We start from the raw sequence: 20411 nt of genomic DNA on the forward strand, positions 1-20411 counted from the left end.
ACGGCGAATTTATAAATCCTTCGGATTTGCTTCTCGTACAGTTTACCATATTTCTTGCTTGTTAGTCGTAGTCTCTCTGTCCAAAAGCCTGCAACACAGAAACATCTTAATATATGAGCTAATCCTATATTACAGATGGGAATGTAAAAGAGACGTGTTTACACCAAAGTTTTGGAATATGTGGTTTATAACTGATACAGATAGTAAACTCCATGTTACTGGAATGTCGAAATAGAGGGAGAAATATGAATAAAAACATAATTTTAATATTAGGTTAATTTACCCATTTTTAATGATTGTTAGCAGTCATTTGAATCGGGAAGTCGTTAAATAGGACTAATTACTCTCACCCTGAGCTTCCGATTATTTATTCACAAAAATAAATGTCGGTATAACGCCTTAATTAAAGTAATTTAAAGTAAATAAAATTTTCGATTAATTTCTATTTAAAACGAGCGTTTTACAAATTAATTTCATTAGTACAGGTAGTAATTTAATGTATTGAAATTTTCAAAGAATTGGGTGTATAATAATAACGAAAATTATGTTGGAAATTATCGAAAAATGAAATCGTCTAAAAGAGGGTTTAATGAGAATAAGTGTTTTTAATTTTGATTTTAGAAATGATAAATAATCAAGTTATTTCATAAAAAATATTTTATTATCATTAAATAATTTTGATTTATATATTTTCCCTTATTAAAAAATCTGATAAATGGTGGTAAATAATATGGATATAAAAAACGAAAATGACACGCAAATTCAAAGGACACCTAGAATTATGCCTTATTACCCAGAAGGTGAACTAGTACTTCAGGACCCTGCAAAACCACTAGGCAAGCCAACATTTGCTTGGCTTACGATTTTAGTTCCTCCGCTAGCCATGCTTGTTGTTGCTATATTTATGTCAACTCTTACTAAATCACATATTATGTTAATTTCTACAATAGGAATGACGACCGTAACGGTAGTTGTATCTATACTAAATTACAGATCAACCGTTAAGAAGCATGAAGAGCAGACGAAAAAGCAGGAGAAAAAGTACCTCGATTACCTATTCAATATCCGTTATGAATTGTTGGAAGCATCTAATCAGCAACGGGAAGCACTCCGCGTTATATCTCCCTCGATAGATGAATGTATCTCCATTGTTAGACAAAGACAGAAGCAATTGTGGGAACGAACGGCAATGGAGACGGACTTTTTAACGATAAGAATAGGGAATGGCATGCAGCCCTTAGCTCTTAATCCTACATACACCTCCAATACAAAAGCGGTAGATGAAGATAACCCATTAGAAAAAATAGCGAGCACGATCTGTGAAGAATTGGCCTTTGTTCAGGATGTGCCCGTGCAGATTCCTTTACAGTCGATTAACACATTGGGGCTCTTCGGGAAAAGGGCAGAGGTTAGCGAGTTTTTGAATGCTATGCTTGTACACTTGACTACTCATCATGGTTTCGATGATGTGAAAATTGTAGGTCTTTTTGATCAGACCGAGATGGAAATGTGGGGATGGACAAAGTGGCTGCCGCACACTTGGAATAAAGATCGTGATATTCGTTTTTTAGCTAGCAATGAGTATGAAGCATCTATCCTTGCAGACGTTCTATTGCCGGAAATGAAGAGGCGGGAAGAGGACAAGCCCTCCTATGGAACAAAGACGGTCAAGCTTCCACACTACGTTTTTCTCATGCTTGCTCCCGAATTATGGGAAGAGTCCGATCTAATGAAATATATTGTTTCAAACAATGATTCGTTGGGAATAACGAGCATCTTTATTTCGGAGAGAATTGATGTAGCGCTTCCGTTGAATTCCCAGGTCATTCTTGAAGTGAAGAACGGCCAAGGCATGACTAGGAAGGATTTAAATCATTGTATGGGGCAAAGCACCTATCATTTTTTATCTGATAGCGTAAGCAGCAAAAATGCAGAGATTTTTGCGAGAATGCTGGCTCCTTTAACGATTAAAGAGACGAAAAACAATAGCTTTATTCCTCCAATGGTTACTTTCCTAGATAGCTTTAATGTCAAGCTTGTCGAGGAATTGAACGTTACTAATCGGTGGAGCACAAATCAGGCTAATCGAACGCTGTCGGTACCACTTGGACAGGCTAGTGCAGGCAAAACCTTGCTATTTGACATGCATGAGAAAAATTATGGACCCCATGGTCTAGTAGCAGGGACGACGGGCTCGGGGAAAAGTGAGCTGTTGCAATCCTTATTGCTGGCTTTAGCCGTTAATTATCATCCGCATGAGATTGCATTTGTACTCATTGATTATAAAGGCGGTGGAATGGCTAATGCCTTTGCTGGTTTGCCTCATCTAGTTGGGACGATTACGAATTTAGGCGGCAACCAAATAAATAGAGCGCTGGCCTCGATCAAAAGCGAGCTTTTGCGTAGACAGCGTTTGTTTGGGGAAGCGGGAGTAACAAGCATTGACGATTACATTGTGTTGTATCGCGAGCAAAAGGTTCAATTGCCGTTGCCTCATTTAATAATCGTTGTGGACGAATTTGCAGAGCTTAAATCTGATCAGCCAGAGTTTATGAAGGAGCTTGTAAGTGCGGCTAGGGTTGGCCGAAGCTTGGGCATTCATCTTATTTTAGCAACTCAAAAGCCTTCTGGTGTCGTTGATGATCAAATATGGAGTAACTCCAGATTTAAATTATGCTTGAAGGTTCAGACGCCATCAGATAGCCAGGAGATGTTAAAGCGTCCTGATGCCGCTGAGATCAAGGAAAAAGGCAGAGGTTATTTGCAGGTGGGCAATAATGAAGTATTTACCTTGTTCCAATCCTCATGGAGTGGTGCCCCTTATAATAACACGGATAGTGAGCAAGAAATTGAAATTAAAGCCAACGCTCTTGGCTTCAATGGTGAGCGTAAGCGCCTTTTGCCAAAAGTCAGCAATAATAATGAGTCTAAACGCTTAAATCAGCTGGAATCCGTAGTGAAATATATTAATCAAGTATCTGAGGAGAGGAATATTCGGGAGGCCTTCCAATTATGGCTGCCGCCACTGCCGGAATTATTGAGCCTTCAGGAACTATTGGTCGATGAGGAAGGCTGGGATGGGCAGCAATGGACGGACCCGAGTGATTATCTAGTAGCTCCTGTTGGATTAATTGATAACCCATCACAGCAAGCGCAATACCAGCTCAAAATTGATTTTGGAAGAGATGGACATCTGCTTATCTATGGTGCGCCGAGCAGTGGGAAAACAACGATGTTAAAAACCATTTTGATGTCGCTTGCGCTGAAATATAATCCTGACTATGTGCACTTTTATATTTTGGATTTTGGTACGAGAACGTTAGGTGTTTTTAATGATATTCCTCATCTCGGCGACGTTATTTATCCAGAAGATGAGCAGAAGGTAGATAAATTACTGCAACTGCTATTAAACGAATTGGAAGATCGCAAGCGGAAGTTTTCTAAGCTGGGGATAAGCAATCTGGTGGCTTACCGTTCTTATACAAAAGAAGAGATCCCTTCTATCGTTGTAGCACTAGATAACTATACGGGGTTCGCGGAAAGCTATGTGGAACAAGTGCTGGAGTTAGGGAAGCTAGTAAGGGAAGGTGGAAATTATGGTATTTATTTTGTTTTTACAGGCAATGCCATCAATACTTTCCCTTACCGAATTGCTCAAAATATAAAGCAATCCATTGTATTTCAAATGGTGGATTCCTCCGATTACTCAAGTATCGTTGGACGTACAGAGGGGTTGGAGCCCGCTAAGGTTGTTGGACGGGGACTTGTGAAAGATCAAATACCTTTAGAATTCCAAGGAGCTACCCCTGTTGAAGGGGGAAGCGATGACCAGATTGCTGAAGGCATTCGTGTACTATCGGGGCAAATGAAGGATAAGTGGAAAAAGAAACAGGTAAAAACAATTGCTATTATTCCGGAAGAGCTTAGCATTAAGGATTTTATTGCGAATGCCCAAATAAACGACGGTGATCGGGAAGGGAAGGGTTATGCATTTCCAATCGGGCTGGATTGGGACAATACTCTTCCGTTTGTGGTGGATGCAAGCAGCAGCAATAGTCTTCTTATTTCTTATGCTCCAACGGTAAGTGCGGAGCTTCTGTTTGCTACCTTGCTTCATTCCATGAGCGCTTTTCTGGAGGCTGAACGGGTGAAAATCAATGTTTTCGATAGTTCGAGCGTTCTTAAATCAAGTGAAGTTGCCCATATGGAAAATGTTCATTATATGCGAACGGAAAGCGAGTTTTCATTGTTAACCCACTCTGTTATAGAGCAATTGCAAATTCGTAAAAATGATTCCCGTGAATATGTTGCGAATATGGATGATCCTGATCAGTTTAACGAAAGCGACTATATCCTCAGTAAATATCCGCTGTTCATTATTTGCCTTCCAGATCTTAAGGCTTCGATCGAGCTCATGGATGGTGACTCCTTGCAGCATTTGGAGCGGATCGCTCGTTTTGGCGGTGGCTTGGGGGTTCACTTATTAATTGGCGGGCTTGCCGATGATATAGATCAATTGCAGTTGGTGACGTCACTGGTGCCTTTGCTGGCTGAAGGGGAGTCCAAGATGCTGGTTGGAGGCAAGCCGTTCGAGCATACAACGCTTATTGGAGACAGCTATAAAGGAGACTTCCAAGAATTAAATCGCAAGATGCAAGATGGCGAAGCAAGGCTCATATTGAAAAATGAAATTAGAAGATTGAAAATGCCGACCGCATTGTAGAAGCAGAATTGCTGAGTGGGGCCAATTGATTTTATAGGTGGAGAATCATGGATATTATTAGAGAGACTTTTCAATTAAGTGAGTATGAACTTGTTTATCTTACCTCTTTAATCGGGGGAGCGGGCATTCCCGGTGTCAGCCTGAAGCTTGACTTTGCCTCTGATGGAGATATACGCAATGCGATGAACGCCCAACAGCGCTCCTTGGAAAATAAGCAGCTTATCGAAATTGATTTTGATGGCGTTGCTAAAATTAATGCTGCCTTGCATGAATTCATAGAGCTGGCGACCTCTTCAGTGAAATATTACAGCCAGTCTGTCGAGCTTGATAAGCGGACTGAACGAGAAGTGTTATATTTTGCAGCGGAGCCTTCTGTTTTCGGTATGCATTATGATGAGGAAAGCCAAAGTTATATCATTAGAAAGTTTTATAGTTTGCAAGAGATACAAGTGGAAATAACCGAGCGCTTCTCACTGGATGAGGGAGAAGTGCTCACGAATGAAGCGAAGACCTCTGAAGAAATACAGGAGTGGCTTGTCGATGCGATGGAAAAAGATGCGTTTTTAACAAAGCTCTGCTTATTCGAGGTTTCAGGTGAAAAGAGCGAGCTTGTAAGCTGGTTCGCTATTTTAAAAGAGGGAAAACAATTATGGAAAATGGAGAAGGATGAGCTTGGAATTTATAATCGTTCATTATTGAGCTTGCCAGAAGCCATTAATGAAATTTATTCCTGGTTCTAACAGCTTAAAGTTGAAACCGTTAGGTGGTAAAACATATGCAAAGTGCAATCATCACTTTTATTATTAATTCGGGTCAAGCCGAAACCGTGCAAGATTTAGAGGTTTCGCTTGGCATAACGCTAAAGAAATTGCTCGTCATTTTACAATCTGCTTATTTGTTGCCGGATCAGCATCAGTTTAAATGTGAATTTAGCTCTACGGGTGAACAATGGAATAGCCTTGAAGAGGATGAACGACTGTCCAACGTTATTTTCGGAGATGGATCGCTTATTCGTATTATTTTAATTTAAATATATTTTGTAGTGGAAGGAGGGCTTCTTATTAAAAAGATACATTTAGTCTGCGCTCCTGAGCTGACCATGCTGCTCTCACGAACGCTAGAAAATGAAGGGTTCGTTATTTCTGGCAATCATGATAGCTTGAGTCAACTTATTCAGGGGTTGCGCTCAAAGGAAGTAGATTCATCGGCTACCATCATTATTCAGGGAGGAGCAGGGCTGAGAATTCCTGTTAACCCAGATGAGGTTGTAGCCTTAATGCAGGCTGTTCGAAAGCGGCTTAAATACACTAGACTTATTGTTCAATTGGATACTGCCTTGCAAAATGAGGTTGAATTTATACGAGCCATGGTTAACATGGGTGTGCATGATCTTCAATTTACAGTTGAATTTAAAAGTGATGATATTCTTAATTGGATCAAAGAGAAGAAAACAACCAGAGATTATTACAATATATTGGGGAAAAAGAAGTGGCGAATTCCCTTTATTCGTTCAGCTAATCAAGATCAAGCTGGTCAAGGAGGGGGAGGCAGTGCTAATCCGCCCCCAGATAACGGCACTTTACAATCTTTAACAAGGCCGCAGCCTTCAAGTGCGCCTGGAGGGAGAGTGAATCCGTCTCCGTCTCCGTCACCAACTCCGACAGGCGGCATAAGAAATGAACAGAGCAGAGCGAATTCACATATAAGGCCTAGAACAGAAAGCCCTTTGCCACAGCCAGAGGTGGAGCAAGATGAAGATATAGATGCTGCTCCTATATCCTCCGCAGAAAGGATAATGACGGGGAGTCACTTACCTCTCATTATCGGGGTGTGTGGAGTCGGTGGTGAAGAGGATGTTGGTGCGGCGGCCTTTCTAATGGCATCAAGTTTGGCGAAGCTGGGCTGGAAGCCTTTAGTTTGTGGGGATGATCGGCCTGAAATAAGCTCGCTAGAGGAAGTAGCCTTTGATGGTGAGAAGGAGGATTCCTCTTCAAATATGTTTGAGTATGAAGGAGTTACCTTCTATAGAAGAGGCTACATTTGGGATATATCGGAGCTAATGACTAGTGGCTTCACTCATATTATTTTGTGGGTGGATATTCATAAGGAACGTAGAGGCATAAGCGCTCTAGAGTTATGGTGGAATTCCCAAATCCCTATTATGGTGGGAAATGGCGCGATGTGGAAATATGAGCTTCTGAAGGAAAAGCTCAATACGCTGACACCGCATGAACGCAAAAGATGCCGATTGCTTTTGGAAAAGGGGCATCAGGATGTACTGCGAAAGCTGAAGAAGGATTTTGTAGAAATTCAAGCGACGTTGCTTCCCGATCATGACGATCCCCTTTACCCAAGTGAACAAGCAGTGGAATGGGCAAGCGGATTGCTAGGCAGTCAAAAGAAGCTGTTCCGTAAGCCGGTTATTAATTGGATTATTATCGGATCTGTTATTTTTGTAACCTTACTTCTAGTGTTTATGGGAATAGCCATTGTGCCTGAAAGTCAATAAAAGCTGCATTGCATTCATTCATTTATTTCTAAAATAAGAGGGAGGATAATCAATGGTTACTTCGATGCAGGTTAGTGGCTATAGTACCCAATGTACGGAGCTAATAAGAAGCGCTCAAGCATGCAGCAGTGAGATGAGCCAATCTATTAAAGGCATGACCTCCTACTGGAACGAAATGGGCCAGGCTCAATTCGCAGCGGAATGCCAAGGCTGGATTAAAGCTATGAATGAGGTTCAGCGGCAGCTTTCGCAAGTGCAAACAAGCCTTAATCAGTACGCCAGCCAATTAAAGCAAGAGGAGCTTGCTAAAGAACGTGAGGCAGCAAGGCAGCGAGAGCAAGAAGCTGCTGCCAAAAATGCTGCCAAAACGACAACAACGGTAAGGACTAAGTAATTCATCACATTCATGAGTAGTGGACAGATTATATAGATGGAGGTTGTAAATTGGCTGTACGTAGAAATAAGAAGATGATGAAAAATATCATCATTTCCGGAGGGCTAGCTGCTCTATTAACATCAGGCGTGTGGTTTATGAGCTCTCGTTATTACAATGCGAAGCTAATTGATGAAAGGTTTGCTTATGAACAACAGCTTGCTGAGCAAAATGAAGTTTTGGACAGGTATCGCGATCCCTCGAACAAGGCTTTTATTTTAGCTACTATGAAATATGCCGGCGAGGTCATCGAGGAAGATGATTTTATAGAGGATTTTCTTCCCGGGTTTGCTACACCAAGTAATTTAATTGTGAAAAAAGAGGATATTATTGGTAAGCATTTAAAAATAGACGCGGAATATGGGACGGCTGTTACGTCGGAAATGGTAAGAGATGCGGCGGAGCTCGATCCTTCAGAGCGTAAAGAGGAGACTCAATATATTAAGCTTCCTCTAAAGGCGAAGAAACATGATGTTGTGGATATCCGAATTGTGTTTCCGAACGGTGAGGATTATATCATTGTAGCGAAAAAGAGGCTGGAAGAAATTGATTTGAACAAGCAATATGCTTTCTTTAATGACACGGAAGAAGAAGCGGTTATGCTGCAAGCTGCACTTGTTGACGCTTATATTAATGATGCTGAATTATATATGAAGCAATATGTAGAGCCAGAGCTACAACCAAAACCGACTGCTACTTATATTCCGAATATTGACGTAATTCAGTTAATTAGAACGAATCCAATGATAGTAGATCAAGCAAAATGGGATCTAACCGAAAGCATTCGAGTGGCTTTGGAGAAACGACTGGCACTCATCAAGCCGGACGACCGATTTAGAATCGGGGCTAACGCGCCAATCGGAAGTGGTGTGACTTCGCGAATTGTTCAAGAGGGGGCCGTTGAGGCGCAGGTTGATGACTCACAATCCGTTAAGGGCATTGTTGAAAGAGTTGAAACAGGCAATGGACAGACGGAATCGTTCGAAAATGGCAGCTCTATCGATCCAAGTGTCGGGAAACCTAATCTAGATGATCAAACTTCTACAGGGATAGACTCAGATGTATTAGGAGGACAATAAAAAGAATGAACGTTGTTGTGACTGGCGATTGTCTTAAGCATGACTTTATTCTAGCTGCCGCTGTGATGCTAAAGCTGCATACGGAGAAGCAAGTTGCAATCATTACGGATAACTCCAGAAACTATGATTATTTTGAGGGTGAAGTATCTGGAGTAATGATTGGAACGTTGGGGCAGCAGGTGCAGGCGGATATTATTTTATATGATTGGCATATGGATATCCCGTCAGGTGTTTCGGATGCGACGATTATCTTCGCTACTACTTACGAACGGAAGTCTATTGAGCATGTGGAGATGCTTCTGAGTAAGCAAGTAATCCCTAGCGCATTGCTCGTTATAGAAGAGGAAAGCGTCTTAGATGTGAGATTTATTGAAAAGTCCTTTCCGATGATCATGTCCATTATTAGTTATATGGCAAGCTCCAAGCGAAAGATTGATTGGGTGCATGACGGACATATTACGATGAAGGTGGACTCGGATTTTGCGGAGGCTATTAACGAGTTTTTAATTGAATTTTGTAACGTTCCAAAAGAAGACGTGAAGAAGCTTTGGAAGTTTGCACGGAAGTGGGGGAAATAAATGCTTGTAGCTTTCTGGGGGCCTGTCCATGGACAGGTTCGAACGACCTCTAACATGATTGCTGCTGCTACCACTATAGCGCTTGATCATCATTTAAGAATTTTAATGACACATACCCACTTTGAGCGTTCAACCTTGGAGAAGGCGTATAGCAATTTGCGGCAAACGAGCACCTCCTCCATATCCGCTGTAGGAATGGGGGCTATTGAGCGGCTCGTACAGTGTGGGATGCTGACCGCTGAAGGAGTTAGAGACAATTCGGAGTCTATTTTGAAGGACAGGCTGGATTTAATAGCGGGTCCCTCTAATCAGGATGAGGATGCCTTGCGGCAGGTGCTTCCCCATATTTTTGAAACCTATAAACAGTTTTATGAATTGTTGTTTATGGATGTATCCTCGGGCACACGCAATGAAATGTCAACGTTAGTGATGCAGCATGCCGACCTAATTGTTATTAACTTGAGTCAAAATCGCTCCGTGCTGGATTCCTTTTTTGGAAAAGAGGACTGGCCCTCTGTATTGAATGAAAAACCGGTCGTGTATTGTATTGGCTCCTACGAGCGAAGCTCCAAAATGACAATAGACCGCATAGCAAGAGAGTATGGTATTAACAAGAAGCAGATCGGTTACGTGCCACATAATGTGCGTTATATGGATGCACAAAACGATCAAAATATTATTAACTATTTGTTGAAGGCAAGGCTGGCTAAAAAACGGTTTCTTGAGTTTAATGAGGATGCTTATTTCACCAGTTCTATACGTCATGTAGGGAAGCAGATTCTTGGCGCTTTAAATATGTACGCAACTGTGGGGGATGACGGCAATGATTAATTTTATTCTGATTGTCATTGTGGTTATAGCTATTATCGGATTTCTATATTTCTGGATGACGAAGCGGAACTCAAAGGAAGAATCCGCTAACTATTTGAAATACGACATGAATGAAATTGTTGTGTTTATTAGAAAAGCTTTCGAAGAAATTATCGCTTCCTCTTTATATGAGGGCAGTCCAGGCGTGGAAGAATACAATCGTAGGAAGGCGCGCAGGAGGGAATTGCAGAAGGCGCTGCGTTCCTGTATGCACGGTGACCTGTCAGCCAAGAAGTTTGTAAAGCTTTATATGCGAGACTTATTATTGAATACTTATGGATTAAATGAGACTAATGTGAATACCGTTATTAGATTCGATAATATGGATAAGCTCAGCTCTCAGGATTGTTTTGAAATCTTATTGCATGTTTTTCAGAAAGATCATCGCCAAGAGGCTTTTAACAAGCTCATTGATAAATATGATTTAGACCAGCTCGTAAAGCTGGAGGATGGCTCAAAAGGCTATCGTATAACGGAAGAACAAATTCGCAGCATTTATCTGGCGGAAAAGCCGAGGCTTACCTTTCAGGATAAGGTCGACATTATTGTACAAAGAGCCTATCAAATATATAAAGGCTTAGGTGCTATTGATGAGCTCCGTGATCAGAATATAGACGGAATTAATGGCGGAACAAGCGGTATGCCTCCAGATGTCGTGCAAAATATTGATATTAATAACTATGTAAATCAACAAAGATTTATTGCGAGGTCCTATGATGCCATATGGATATTTTATCGGGGAAAATCCTTGCAGCTGGAGTTTCTGAGCTTCGGCTCCGAGCAAGAATTAAAGCGTGTTTGCCAAAATATTTATGGGTTTGGCAATCCGGGACAGCTCAATGAGGCTAGAGGCTACATTATTAACGATATGGCGGATGGCAGCCGGGTCGTTGTCGTCAGACCGAAAATGGCGGAAAGCTGGGCCTTCTTCGTTCGAAAATTTAATGATTCGCTTACTGATTTGGAAGAGCAGATTAAGGATGAAGGATCTGAGCTCGTTATTAATATGCTCATTTATCTTATTTTGGGGCATCAGGTTACAGCTATAACCGGTCGTCAGGGCTCGGGTAAAACAACACTGCTTAAGGCTTTAATCAAATATATTTATGCCAAAAACATACGGATTCAGGAGACGTCGTTTGAAATTTGGGCGCGAAAAATGTATCCTCACAAAAATATTCTCTCCTTTAGAGAAACGCCAACCGTTAGTGGGCAAGACGGGCTGGATGTTCAGAAGAAGACGGACGGTGCGGTTAACATTGTCGGTGAGGCGGCTACGCATTCTGTTGTTAGTTATGTCATTCAGGCAGCGCAGGTTGCTTCGGAGTATACCTTATTCACGCATCATGGCAAAACATTAGCCAATTTGATTAATGCCCTCCGTAACAGCTTGATTGCTTCGGGCGCTTTTTCCAATGAGAAAATAGCCGAAAGTCAGGTTGTTGAGGCATTGGGCTTTAATGTTCATTTGGTTCTTCGCTCGGGGAAACGGTTCGTTGAGCGCATCACGGAAATCATTCCTGTTGATACCCAATATGAATATCCAAAAACGTATAAAGAGGCTGAAAATGTAACCGATAAGCTGGATGCTTTTATGGATACGATGACCGAATATTTTGGCCGCGTAACGGATCGACAGTCCTATCAATATAGAGACGTAATTGTTTGGGAAAATGATAAATACGTGGTGAAGGATAGAATAACAGCGCGTAAAGCGGAAGAAATGCTCAAAAATATGGATCATGATGATGCCGAAAGCTTTAAAGCCTTTTTATTGGCCCATTGGGGGGAAGCGGCATGAGTTTGCAATCCATACTGCTGATTATCATTTTGATTTCAGTTGGTTTGCTTTTAGCCTTATTAGCTGTTTACGTATGGGTTCAAAACAAGCTGAAGGGCTCGCAATATAAGGAACAGAGAAGATTAAAAGCGTTGCTCCCTTCTAAGCCCAAAGAACGCAAATGGCTGGAGCTTGCGCTGACTGCTTATCCTATATTGGATGAAATTCCTTTTGTGCGTAATGTGCTTCATCGCATGAGAGTGAGATTGACCGTTATTCATGCAGGCAATGACACGGTTATACGAAGCCAAGCGGCGGCTCTGACTATAGGCATAATGGCTTGTGTGCTTTTGCTTAGTATTGTTTCTTTCTTATGGACCTCCTCTTGGTTCAGCAGAATGTCGATTGTGCTAGTCTCCGTTTATTTAAGCGGTGTGCTGAGTGATATTTTTATCGGTCGCTTAAGCAAGCAAATTTTATATGATCAGTCATCCATGATTTTGGATATCAGACATCAGTATCATCAAACCCACATGGTGCTGGTTAGTTTGGAAAATGCTGCAGAGCGCTCAAAACCGCTTGTTGCGGAGCATGCGAGGAAAATCGCCAACATATTAGGTGCTGTAGACCCGCAAGACGAGCTGCAAAAATATTATGATACGGCACCAAATCGCTACATGAAGCAACTGGCAGGTGTCAGCTACAAAATTGGTGAGTATGGCGATGTAGATATTCATAAAGGCGAAAAATCCATTTATTTAGCGATGCTCGGCAATATTCGTGAAGAAATTCATCTGGATATTAATCGCAGAGAGCGAATTGATCGCTTATTGGCTGGTATTGTCTTTGTAGCTGTTTCTCCTATTTTTATGCTTGATCCCATCCGCAATTGGGCCGAAAGCATGTTTCCGATTGTATCGGATTATTATAATTCCGCCTGGGGCTTGTATTCGCTAATTCTGCTCTACATTGTTTTTGCAACCTCCTTTATTGCCTTGCGAATTTTGAAAGGGGTAGATGGAGATGCGCAGGCGGTTAAAGATGAGGGGAAATGGCTGAATCGTTTGCTCAAGATTAAAGGGATAAAACAGCTGGTTGGGCGGATTACGCCCGCTGAGCATGATGCTCTCCATTTAAAAGCATTGAATAGACTGAAAGAAGCAAACTCATCGCTTACGATTCACGCCTATTATTTGCAAAAAATAATTGTCTCTGTAGTCGCGTTTTTGGTCATTATCGTATTTCAGGTTTCCATTCATCAGACGATCAAGCATAACGTGCTGGAGCCCAATATAGCGATTACTACGGGAGGAAACCAGCCTGAATCGCAAAGATTGCTAAGCGAGGAACGTTATCGGTTTGAAAATTCACTTGTTGGCGAGCTGGTAGCTAAAGATATTCCTCCAGATGAAGCATCAGCCTATATTTATAAAAATCTTCAAAATAAAAACTACTTGCCGGAGGGCTTGGATGAAGCTAAATACGCCGCTGGCCTTATGGAGCGGGTAGAGGCATACAAGAGTGAATATTATAAATGGTATGAATTAATAATTGCCTTTTGCATAGCGTTGGCCTTTTTCTACTCTCCTGACGTCTACATGGTTATACAGAAGCAAATTAGAAAATGGGAAATGCAAAATGAAGTAGATGGATTTAATACGCTGTCTATGATGTTATCCAACTTTCCGAATATTAGCGTATACGAAATCATTGAGTGGCTTCATCGCTATAGTTACATTTTCGAAAGGCAATTGCTGCGCTGTATGCTGGATTATGAGGCTGGAGCATGGGGAGCGATAGAGCAGTTGAAGGACGATGCGCGCTTTGTGCCGTTGGAACGGCTGGCAGATCGTTTGCAGGTTGCTGCTGACTTGATTCCTGTGAAAGAAGCCTTCGATGATATGGAGGCGGAAAGAGCCTTTGCTATGGATCAGCGCAAGGAACACTATGAGAAGACGATTAGCACGAAGAGCACACTGGGAAAAATGTTTGGCTTTCTGCCTATTCAGGCAACATTTGCTTTATATTTATTGCTTCCTTTTGCTTATATGGCATTCCAACAGCTTAGTGATTTAACGATACTAACAAGCAAGATGTAGAGGAGGGAATTCGATGGAAAATATATCGGTATTCCTGAAAACAACGATATCCATCCTTATTACGCTGGCGATTATTACCTCCGGCATGTTTTTATGGAGCGCTTCGCAGCCGGTGCTGCAGCTTGCCAATGGACAAGCTGCTGCTCAGGCGAGAGAGCTAACGGAGCAGCAATATTCAGCGTATGACAATCAGCTCGTCAGCGGTTCGCAAATTGTAACCGCCTATCGACGTTATGCGACGCATGAGGGATTCGTTCTGTATGTTCAGTTTTATAAAAATGGGACCTACACCAATTTCGGGATGAGGCCAGACGAAATATCGAGTGCTTGCAAAAATTTTAATTATTCGTCCGGGCGTATAGAGGAAGGTATTTCTTATAATTGTTATGCCGATGAGGATGATTTGACGAGCAGTTATAGCTCGTATTATATCGCTCCCCAGTCCCGGTTCCGAGCGACGCTAATTAAGGATGCAAACAACACGATTCAAGCTATTTATTTTCGATCGCAATAGTATGCAAGACCAATATATTTATAAAGGATGAGTAAAATGGAAAATATTTCAACAGGGTTAAAGTGGGTTATTGGGGTTATCGTTACGATTCTCATCATAGCCGCAGCAGTGAGTATTTATCTCGTCATTAATGGATATTTCAACCGGGCGCAAGAGCAGACGCTCGCCCAGACGAAGCTGATTAATCAGGCAGAATTCAGTGGCTATGACAATAAAGACGTCTCGGGGCAGGATGTTATTAATGCGTCCACTCGTTATAGTGGTCGTCCTCAGTTTTCTATTTTTATTAAAACGGGGGAAAACACAACAGGATTTTATGCTAAAAATAACTATAGTATTTGTTATGAGGCTCCATATAGTACGAGCACTACTAATTTCTTTGTAAATGTATCTGAATATGAATGTCAAACGGGGCAACAAATTGATGTTTCTACTATGCAGGATCAAACGAAAAGCACAAATTATATTAATACAACTGCGGTGTTCACCTCACGAACCTTTAAGGACAAAAACGGAGAAGTCAGGCTAATTTATTTTGATCAAAAGAAGTAGGTTAATCCATGAACACAACACGACAATTTTTATTCACCTTGTTCGCATGGTTTCTCTTTATGATGGGCGGCTTTGTCTTTTTGAAAAATGAGAGCAACCAGTTGGAGCAACTGCCTATCCTTGACTCGACAACACCTTATGTATCTACAGCTTTATATAAAGGTACAGGGAACCTGAATCAAATTAACGGAGATCAGGTCATAGGCATGGTACCTTTTGCTCTGAATGGCGAGTACACTTTATCAATTGATGGCATTCGGGTGGATGCTGACACGGATATTGAGGACATCGATCTTCGAGGGGTGTCAGGATTAAGCTATACCTTATCAGTAACGAGAACGAATGGCAAAATTACAGCAGTTCGCGCCAGTCACTGATGGAAAGGAGGGACAAGTGTGGCTGACGCATTAAAGGGAATCGTGGTCGTCATTTTACTTGTATTTGCTTTCATTATATATCCTGCCTATCGTCAGTCGGAAAACGTTGAAGAGGAAATAAAGCAGCGTGCGAATGCGGCAACCATTGAATTTGTGGATACGGTGCGCTCGAAGGGCTATGTGGACTTGTATGATTATAAAATATTTCTCTCTTCACTGGACGCATCCTATGGCGTATTTGAGGTTCAGCTTGAATATTACAAAAAAAATCTACAGCCAAACTACACGGACCCTAATGACTTTTCAACGTTTCAGAACAGCTTTAATGTTCGCTACGACGGATATTACACAAAAGAAATATTGAATCGGTTGTATGGCAACAGCGCTTTGGCAGAGGACGATCCGAATCGCCGCTTTAATATGTTCGTCGGAGATTTATTTAATGTGCGCCTTTCCCTTAAAGGGACGACGCTGGCATCAAATTTTCGAACCTTCTTATTTAAGAGTCAGAATGTACCCATCAACATCAAGTACGGGGGGATGGTAAGAAATGAGGCCCCTTAGCGTGCTGCTTCTATTTCTTGTGCTTGCCATTCCTCTCGTTGTATTAAATGATGCCAAGCAGGATTTAGAGAGCTTTAACAAGGAAATGCATAGGCGATATACGAGCGATTTTCAAGCTGCGGTTGATGATACGGGTGCTTATTTATCTCGTCTGGAATCACAGCAAACGACGGTATCGGTTAGATATCAGCAGGAAAAGCAATTAGATTTGGATCAAGAGATGATCAATGTTTTTTATGAAAATTTGGCATTAAAGTTTGGCATTGAAAATAATGCCGTAGCTATTCAAAACCTAAAGCTGCATATCCCTGCCCTAGTCATGATTCGTTATAACGGATATGTCATGGTGACGCTGGATGATACGGCTAGCTATGAAGGGGGGCAGGAGCTTACTTCGGTTTTCTGGCCTGCACGCTCCTTTCTGTATCAGCTGCGAAATGGCAATACCATTTATTTCACTATGGATAACAACGCGCTAGTCTATGACAAGGGACAAAATCGTTTTTATCAGGGCGACTATGAATCTCTTAGTACGCAGACGAATTTGGCGCCGCTTCTTACCCTTGAACAGTTTAAAGAGATTAGGCAAAGCACGATTACATCCTTGATTGAGCGAGATATGGCAACGGCGATTAACAGGCATATGGAGATTGCTAAGCGGTTAGGGCTTTCTGTGCAGTTTACTTTGCCTAAAGGCATTGATCAGCAGTCGATCAAAGATATGGGTTTTATGGCATTTATTCAGGGTTATCCTTTGCCTGGTGGGGAACGCTTGGATGCCTATTCCTTCGCAGGCAGTGCCGTCGTTCAACGTAAGGCATGGGTGGGCACAATTGCTTCAAGCGGCAGACACAATGCGTATCCTGAGCAATGCGTACCGTCATCTGGAATAACGGTAATTGAAACGATTTACGATACAGAAGAAGCGGTTAGAAAGGGTTATTTTTTGAATGAATGCTAAAACATAAAGAAAATATTTGAATTAAATTAATAAAAGTGTGGATAAAAATTTGTTTATGTATTATAATACAAAAGAAGTAAAATAAGTAATTATATGAAAAGGAAGTGTTTATAATGGCAGAGGTTAGACTGAGTTATGACGGTTTGAAAGGTCAAGGCCAAAAGGTACATGGTCAAAAAGAGCAATTCGATGCTCTTCTGGCAAATGTTATGAGCACGATTGATCAACTGGAATCCGTATGGAGCGATAAAGCGGCTAAAGACTTTATACAACAGGTTCGCGGAATGAAGCCAACGTTTCAAAAGTTTGGTGACGCTCTTGAAGGACTATCGAAGCATATGATTAACGTATCGGCGAAATACGAAGAGCTTTCCAATAACGTTATCAGCTCTCAAAAATTCTAAATACTAGATTTAAAAAATAGTATTTAGACAACTCATGCAGATTATATAAAAATAGCTATGCAAAATTTGCATAGCTATTTTTATACTTAATTTGCTGTAAGGAGGGGGAAGATGGCGGGAAAGCAGGTCGTATTTAAACCGGATGAAGTGAGGCGCCTGCAGCAGCAGATGGTGCGAATCGGAGCGGACACGGATGAGCTGCGACGGCGGGTGAGCGGGAAGATCGCGAGCTGGGACCGCTCTCTGCCGATGCTGAGCAGCCTGGAGCAGATTCAGAGGCAGCTGACGGGCTTGACGCAGGAAGCCGAGCAGATGACGGAGGTGATCAGCAAAGCGCTGAAGGGCATCGAGCGGGTGCAGGCGGAAGCAGCACAGGAAGCGAAGCAGCTGGCGAAGGGGCTGAGCGGACTGGAGCGTTTTGACCTATTGAAGCGGGTAGGGACGACAGGCGGCGGCAGCTATACGCCCGTGCCCGTCACCTTCCGTCCGATGGTGACGAATCTAATCGACCGAATCTTGCCGCAAGCCAGCCGAGACCGCTGGTCAAGCGATCCGTTGGTGAAGGAGCTGCGGCGGGTCGCAGGCCTGCAAGGTGCGACAGCAGCAGAGAAGCTGGATGCGGAAATGAAGCTGGAGGCGATCTTCGCGGAGCGGGATCTGATTGCGAAGGCGCAGACGGCGTATGCGGTGTACAAGCAGTTCGGCAATCATCTGCTGATGGCGGAGATGCACAAGCAGGCGGAGATTAGCCGAGAGAAGCTGAAGGCGCTTGGCGTAGCAGGGAGCTATTTTGCCCCAAATGTGAATATGACGAGCTATTTCAAGCAGGTGCCGCTGCTGGCGTGTGACTATGATCCATCGTTCGCGCTGGAAGGGGATCTGACGACGCGGGTGCCGCTACCGGACAACGATCGCTATTTGTTTATGGTGATGATGGCGCAAACGCAGGGTCCGGCAGGTGAACTGGCGAGGGTGCAGCTCAAGGAAATTCATGCGTTGCAGCAGACGATTCGGGAAGCAGCAGGAGGATTAGTCACGGCTGTACAGCAGGGACAAGTCAAGGGCGGTCTAAAAGACCTGCTGACAATATTGCAAGCGAGCCAAGCTTTGAGTAAATATGGTCCCCAGCCAAAGGAGCCAGAAGTACCGAAGACAGACGGTAAGGAAGAAGGTGCTCTGGAGAAGTTCTGGAGACAAACCGTCGAGCAGACAAAGCAGGGCTTAGCAGACGGATGGAAGCAAATTCAAGCAGAAGGCAAAGAGGTATTAGACGGGTTCCAGGAAAAAACAGCTCAGTTGGAGAAGCTGCTAAGTGAAGGATTAACAAGCGGTAAGCAAATGATAATAGAAGGCTATAATCAAGCTGATGCTTGGTTAAATGATATGTATGCGGATTTGGAACCGACACTGATTCAGGGTAAGCAGGGTTTTTATAATTTCAGTGGGGGATTTATAGCGGCTGTGGATGATGCCATGTTTTTTGGTCTAGCGCAGCATGTAGTAGAGAGCAATAATGAAGGAAGTGGAATGGCTAAGGATACGGTAGGCTATCAGCTCGGGAAAGTAACGGGCGATACCGTGATGCTAGTGGGCGGTCTCATCGCGATGGCAGGAGGTATTGGTGGCGAAATAGGGGGAACGGCTCTGTATGCAACAGGATTCGGTGCTTTGGCTGGAGCTCCCATCCAAGTAGCAAGCTGGGGGCTCTTGGTCGGCGGAGGCACGGTAGTCGTTCAAAGCGGAAAAAACATCCCCGGTGACGTCGGCGATTTGTTCTCTAATATATGGAAGTCGGATAGCGGCCCGAAAAGCAAAGGGGATATTGATGTTCCTAAGGTTGATACTGGGGGGACGGGTAAAGGAAGTAAGCCTAATCTATATGATGAAGCAGGAAACTATACTGGGGGTAGAACTCAAGCAGAGTTGGAGGATTTAGCAAGAGATCCCTCCCATGCTCTAAGAATAGAAGAACAAGGATTGAAAGAAAGAGAGATAGGTCTTAATTTAGAAGATAGAGGCATTCTCGGTAAAATTGTTCGTGACCTACAAGAATCTAAAGGAGCGGAATTTATTGATACAACTACAGGAATCAAGTGGGATATAAAAAGCTTTGAATCATATCCTTTGGGCCATAACGGGATACCTATCACTAAGGTACGCGATGGTGCTTTTAAAGTTGAAAAAGGTATGCAAAAAATATATACAGAATTTGAAAGGGGTCATAATGTAATTATTGATACAAGAAAATTGACACCTGAACATGTTGAACAACTGAAGAAAGCAATTGAGGAAGCGGGAGTATTGGAAAGAATAATATGGTACCCTTAAGGAGGTAAGTGAAAAAATGATGCAAAATATTACTAGGAAATTTGAATTGCATAGAAAATGGGTTGAGACAAGCGGTAAAGAAGGAGATAAATTAAGGCTGCAGGAAGTGGATTTTAGAAATTTTGATTTATCTGATAGATTTTTGGAACAAGCAAATATAATAAATTGTATTTTTAATAATCTTAATTTAAAAAATAAGGATTTTCATGCATCGGTTCTATGCTCATCAACTTATGAAAGTGCTAATATAGATACCTGTGACTTCTATAAAACAGATTTATCATATACTAATTTTTCTAGTGCAACTTTAACTAGCGTTAGGTTTGCTAGAAGTGATTGTTGGGAAGCAACGTTTAAAAATGCCAGTTTAATGGATTGTAATTTGTCGGCTATTAGTTTTACGTTAACAGACTTTAGCAATGCGAGATTAAATAATGTAGATATAAGTGAATCAAGGTTTGAAAATGTGTCATTTAATGGAGTGATATTAGAAAATATTAAAGGAATTGATGAGGCGAATTTTCATAGCATTAATATCGGTACTCCAGAAAATCCAATAATTCTATTAGGTCAAGAAGCTGCAAGATGGGTAAAAGATAACAGTTTGAATAATCAGTAGAATTTAAGGAATACACTTAGA

18 protein-coding genes are annotated in these 20411 nt (G+C 42.1%); all 18 read left to right on the forward strand.

Annotated elements, in window-relative coordinates; translation table 11 throughout:
* The first annotated feature begins 730 nt into the window (after positions 1 to 730).
* The 18 genes from essC to V5J77_RS04385 all read left to right on the forward strand — a co-directional run bounded on the left by essC (position 731) and on the right by V5J77_RS04385 (position 20390).
* A complete protein-coding gene (gene essC, locus V5J77_RS04300; RefSeq protein WP_338554562.1) occupies positions 731 to 4723 on the forward strand; it encodes a type VII secretion protein EssC in 3993 nt (1330 codons plus the stop codon).
* 47 nt (positions 4724 to 4770) lie between these two features.
* Complete coding sequence (locus tag V5J77_RS04305; protein WP_338554563.1) at positions 4771 to 5463, forward strand: hypothetical protein; 693 nt, start codon at positions 4771 to 4773, stop codon at positions 5461 to 5463.
* A gap of 35 nt (positions 5464 to 5498) precedes the next feature.
* Positions 5499 to 5753 (forward strand): hypothetical protein, encoded by a 255-nt coding sequence (locus V5J77_RS04310; RefSeq protein WP_338554564.1) that lies wholly within the window; start codon positions 5499 to 5501, stop codon positions 5751 to 5753.
* 12 nt (positions 5754 to 5765) lie between these two features.
* The gene (locus tag V5J77_RS04315) at positions 5766 to 7232 is read left to right on the forward strand and encodes a hypothetical protein (RefSeq protein ID WP_338554565.1); all 1467 of its coding nucleotides are present in this window, start codon (positions 5766 to 5768) and stop codon (positions 7230 to 7232) included.
* A 52-nt stretch (positions 7233 to 7284) separates the two neighbouring features.
* Entirely contained in the window at positions 7285 to 7626 is a 342-nt protein-coding gene (locus V5J77_RS04320; protein WP_338554566.1) for a WXG100 family type VII secretion target, read from the forward strand.
* Positions 7627 to 7676: 50 nt separating this feature from the next.
* Positions 7677 to 8744, forward strand: a complete 1068-nt coding sequence (locus V5J77_RS04325; RefSeq protein WP_338554567.1) for a hypothetical protein — start codon at positions 7677 to 7679, stop codon at positions 8742 to 8744.
* 5 nt (positions 8745 to 8749) lie between these two features.
* Entirely contained in the window at positions 8750 to 9322 is a 573-nt protein-coding gene (locus V5J77_RS04330; RefSeq protein WP_338554568.1) for a hypothetical protein, read from the forward strand.
* Positions 9323 to 10153 carry a hypothetical protein gene (locus V5J77_RS04335; RefSeq protein WP_338554569.1) on the forward strand — a complete coding sequence of 277 codons (831 nt, stop codon included), beginning with the start codon at positions 9323 to 9325 and terminating at the stop codon, positions 10151 to 10153.
* On the forward strand, positions 10146 to 11993 hold the full coding sequence (locus V5J77_RS04340) for a pilus assembly protein CpaF (RefSeq protein WP_338554570.1): 1848 nt from the start codon (positions 10146 to 10148) through the stop codon (positions 11991 to 11993). Before V5J77_RS04335 ends, V5J77_RS04340 begins: the two co-directional genes overlap by 8 nt.
* Positions 11990 to 14071, forward strand: a complete 2082-nt coding sequence (locus tag V5J77_RS04345) for a hypothetical protein (protein WP_338554571.1) — start codon at positions 11990 to 11992, stop codon at positions 14069 to 14071. Before V5J77_RS04340 ends, V5J77_RS04345 begins: the two co-directional genes overlap by 4 nt.
* A gap of 13 nt (positions 14072 to 14084) precedes the next feature.
* The gene (locus V5J77_RS04350) at positions 14085 to 14585 is read left to right on the forward strand and encodes a hypothetical protein (protein WP_338554572.1); all 501 of its coding nucleotides are present in this window, start codon (positions 14085 to 14087) and stop codon (positions 14583 to 14585) included.
* Positions 14586 to 14621: 36 nt separating this feature from the next.
* On the forward strand, positions 14622 to 15137 hold the full coding sequence (locus tag V5J77_RS04355; RefSeq protein ID WP_338554573.1) for a hypothetical protein: 516 nt from the start codon (positions 14622 to 14624) through the stop codon (positions 15135 to 15137).
* Between the two features lie 8 nt (positions 15138 to 15145).
* Positions 15146 to 15514 (forward strand): hypothetical protein, encoded by a 369-nt coding sequence (locus V5J77_RS04360; protein WP_338554574.1) that lies wholly within the window; start codon positions 15146 to 15148, stop codon positions 15512 to 15514.
* Positions 15515 to 15532: 18 nt separating this feature from the next.
* Positions 15533 to 16078 (forward strand): hypothetical protein, encoded by a 546-nt coding sequence (locus V5J77_RS04365; protein ID WP_338554575.1) that lies wholly within the window; start codon positions 15533 to 15535, stop codon positions 16076 to 16078.
* The gene (locus tag V5J77_RS04370; protein ID WP_338554576.1) at positions 16065 to 17039 is read left to right on the forward strand and encodes a hypothetical protein; all 975 of its coding nucleotides are present in this window, start codon (positions 16065 to 16067) and stop codon (positions 17037 to 17039) included. The genes V5J77_RS04365 and V5J77_RS04370 overlap by 14 nt, the downstream gene beginning before the upstream one ends.
* A gap of 113 nt (positions 17040 to 17152) precedes the next feature.
* Entirely contained in the window at positions 17153 to 17443 is a 291-nt protein-coding gene (locus tag V5J77_RS04375) for a WXG100 family type VII secretion target (RefSeq protein ID WP_338554577.1), read from the forward strand.
* Between the two features lie 111 nt (positions 17444 to 17554).
* On the forward strand, positions 17555 to 19771 hold the full coding sequence (locus V5J77_RS04380; RefSeq protein WP_338554578.1) for a hypothetical protein: 2217 nt from the start codon (positions 17555 to 17557) through the stop codon (positions 19769 to 19771).
* Between the two features lie 16 nt (positions 19772 to 19787).
* The gene (locus tag V5J77_RS04385; protein ID WP_338554579.1) at positions 19788 to 20390 is read left to right on the forward strand and encodes a pentapeptide repeat-containing protein; all 603 of its coding nucleotides are present in this window, start codon (positions 19788 to 19790) and stop codon (positions 20388 to 20390) included.
* Positions 20391 to 20411: the final 21 nt, after the last annotated feature.

It is taken from the genome of Paenibacillus sp. KS-LC4, from assembly GCF_036894955.1.
In the GTDB taxonomy this organism is placed as follows: domain Bacteria; phylum Bacillota; class Bacilli; order Paenibacillales; family Paenibacillaceae; genus Pristimantibacillus.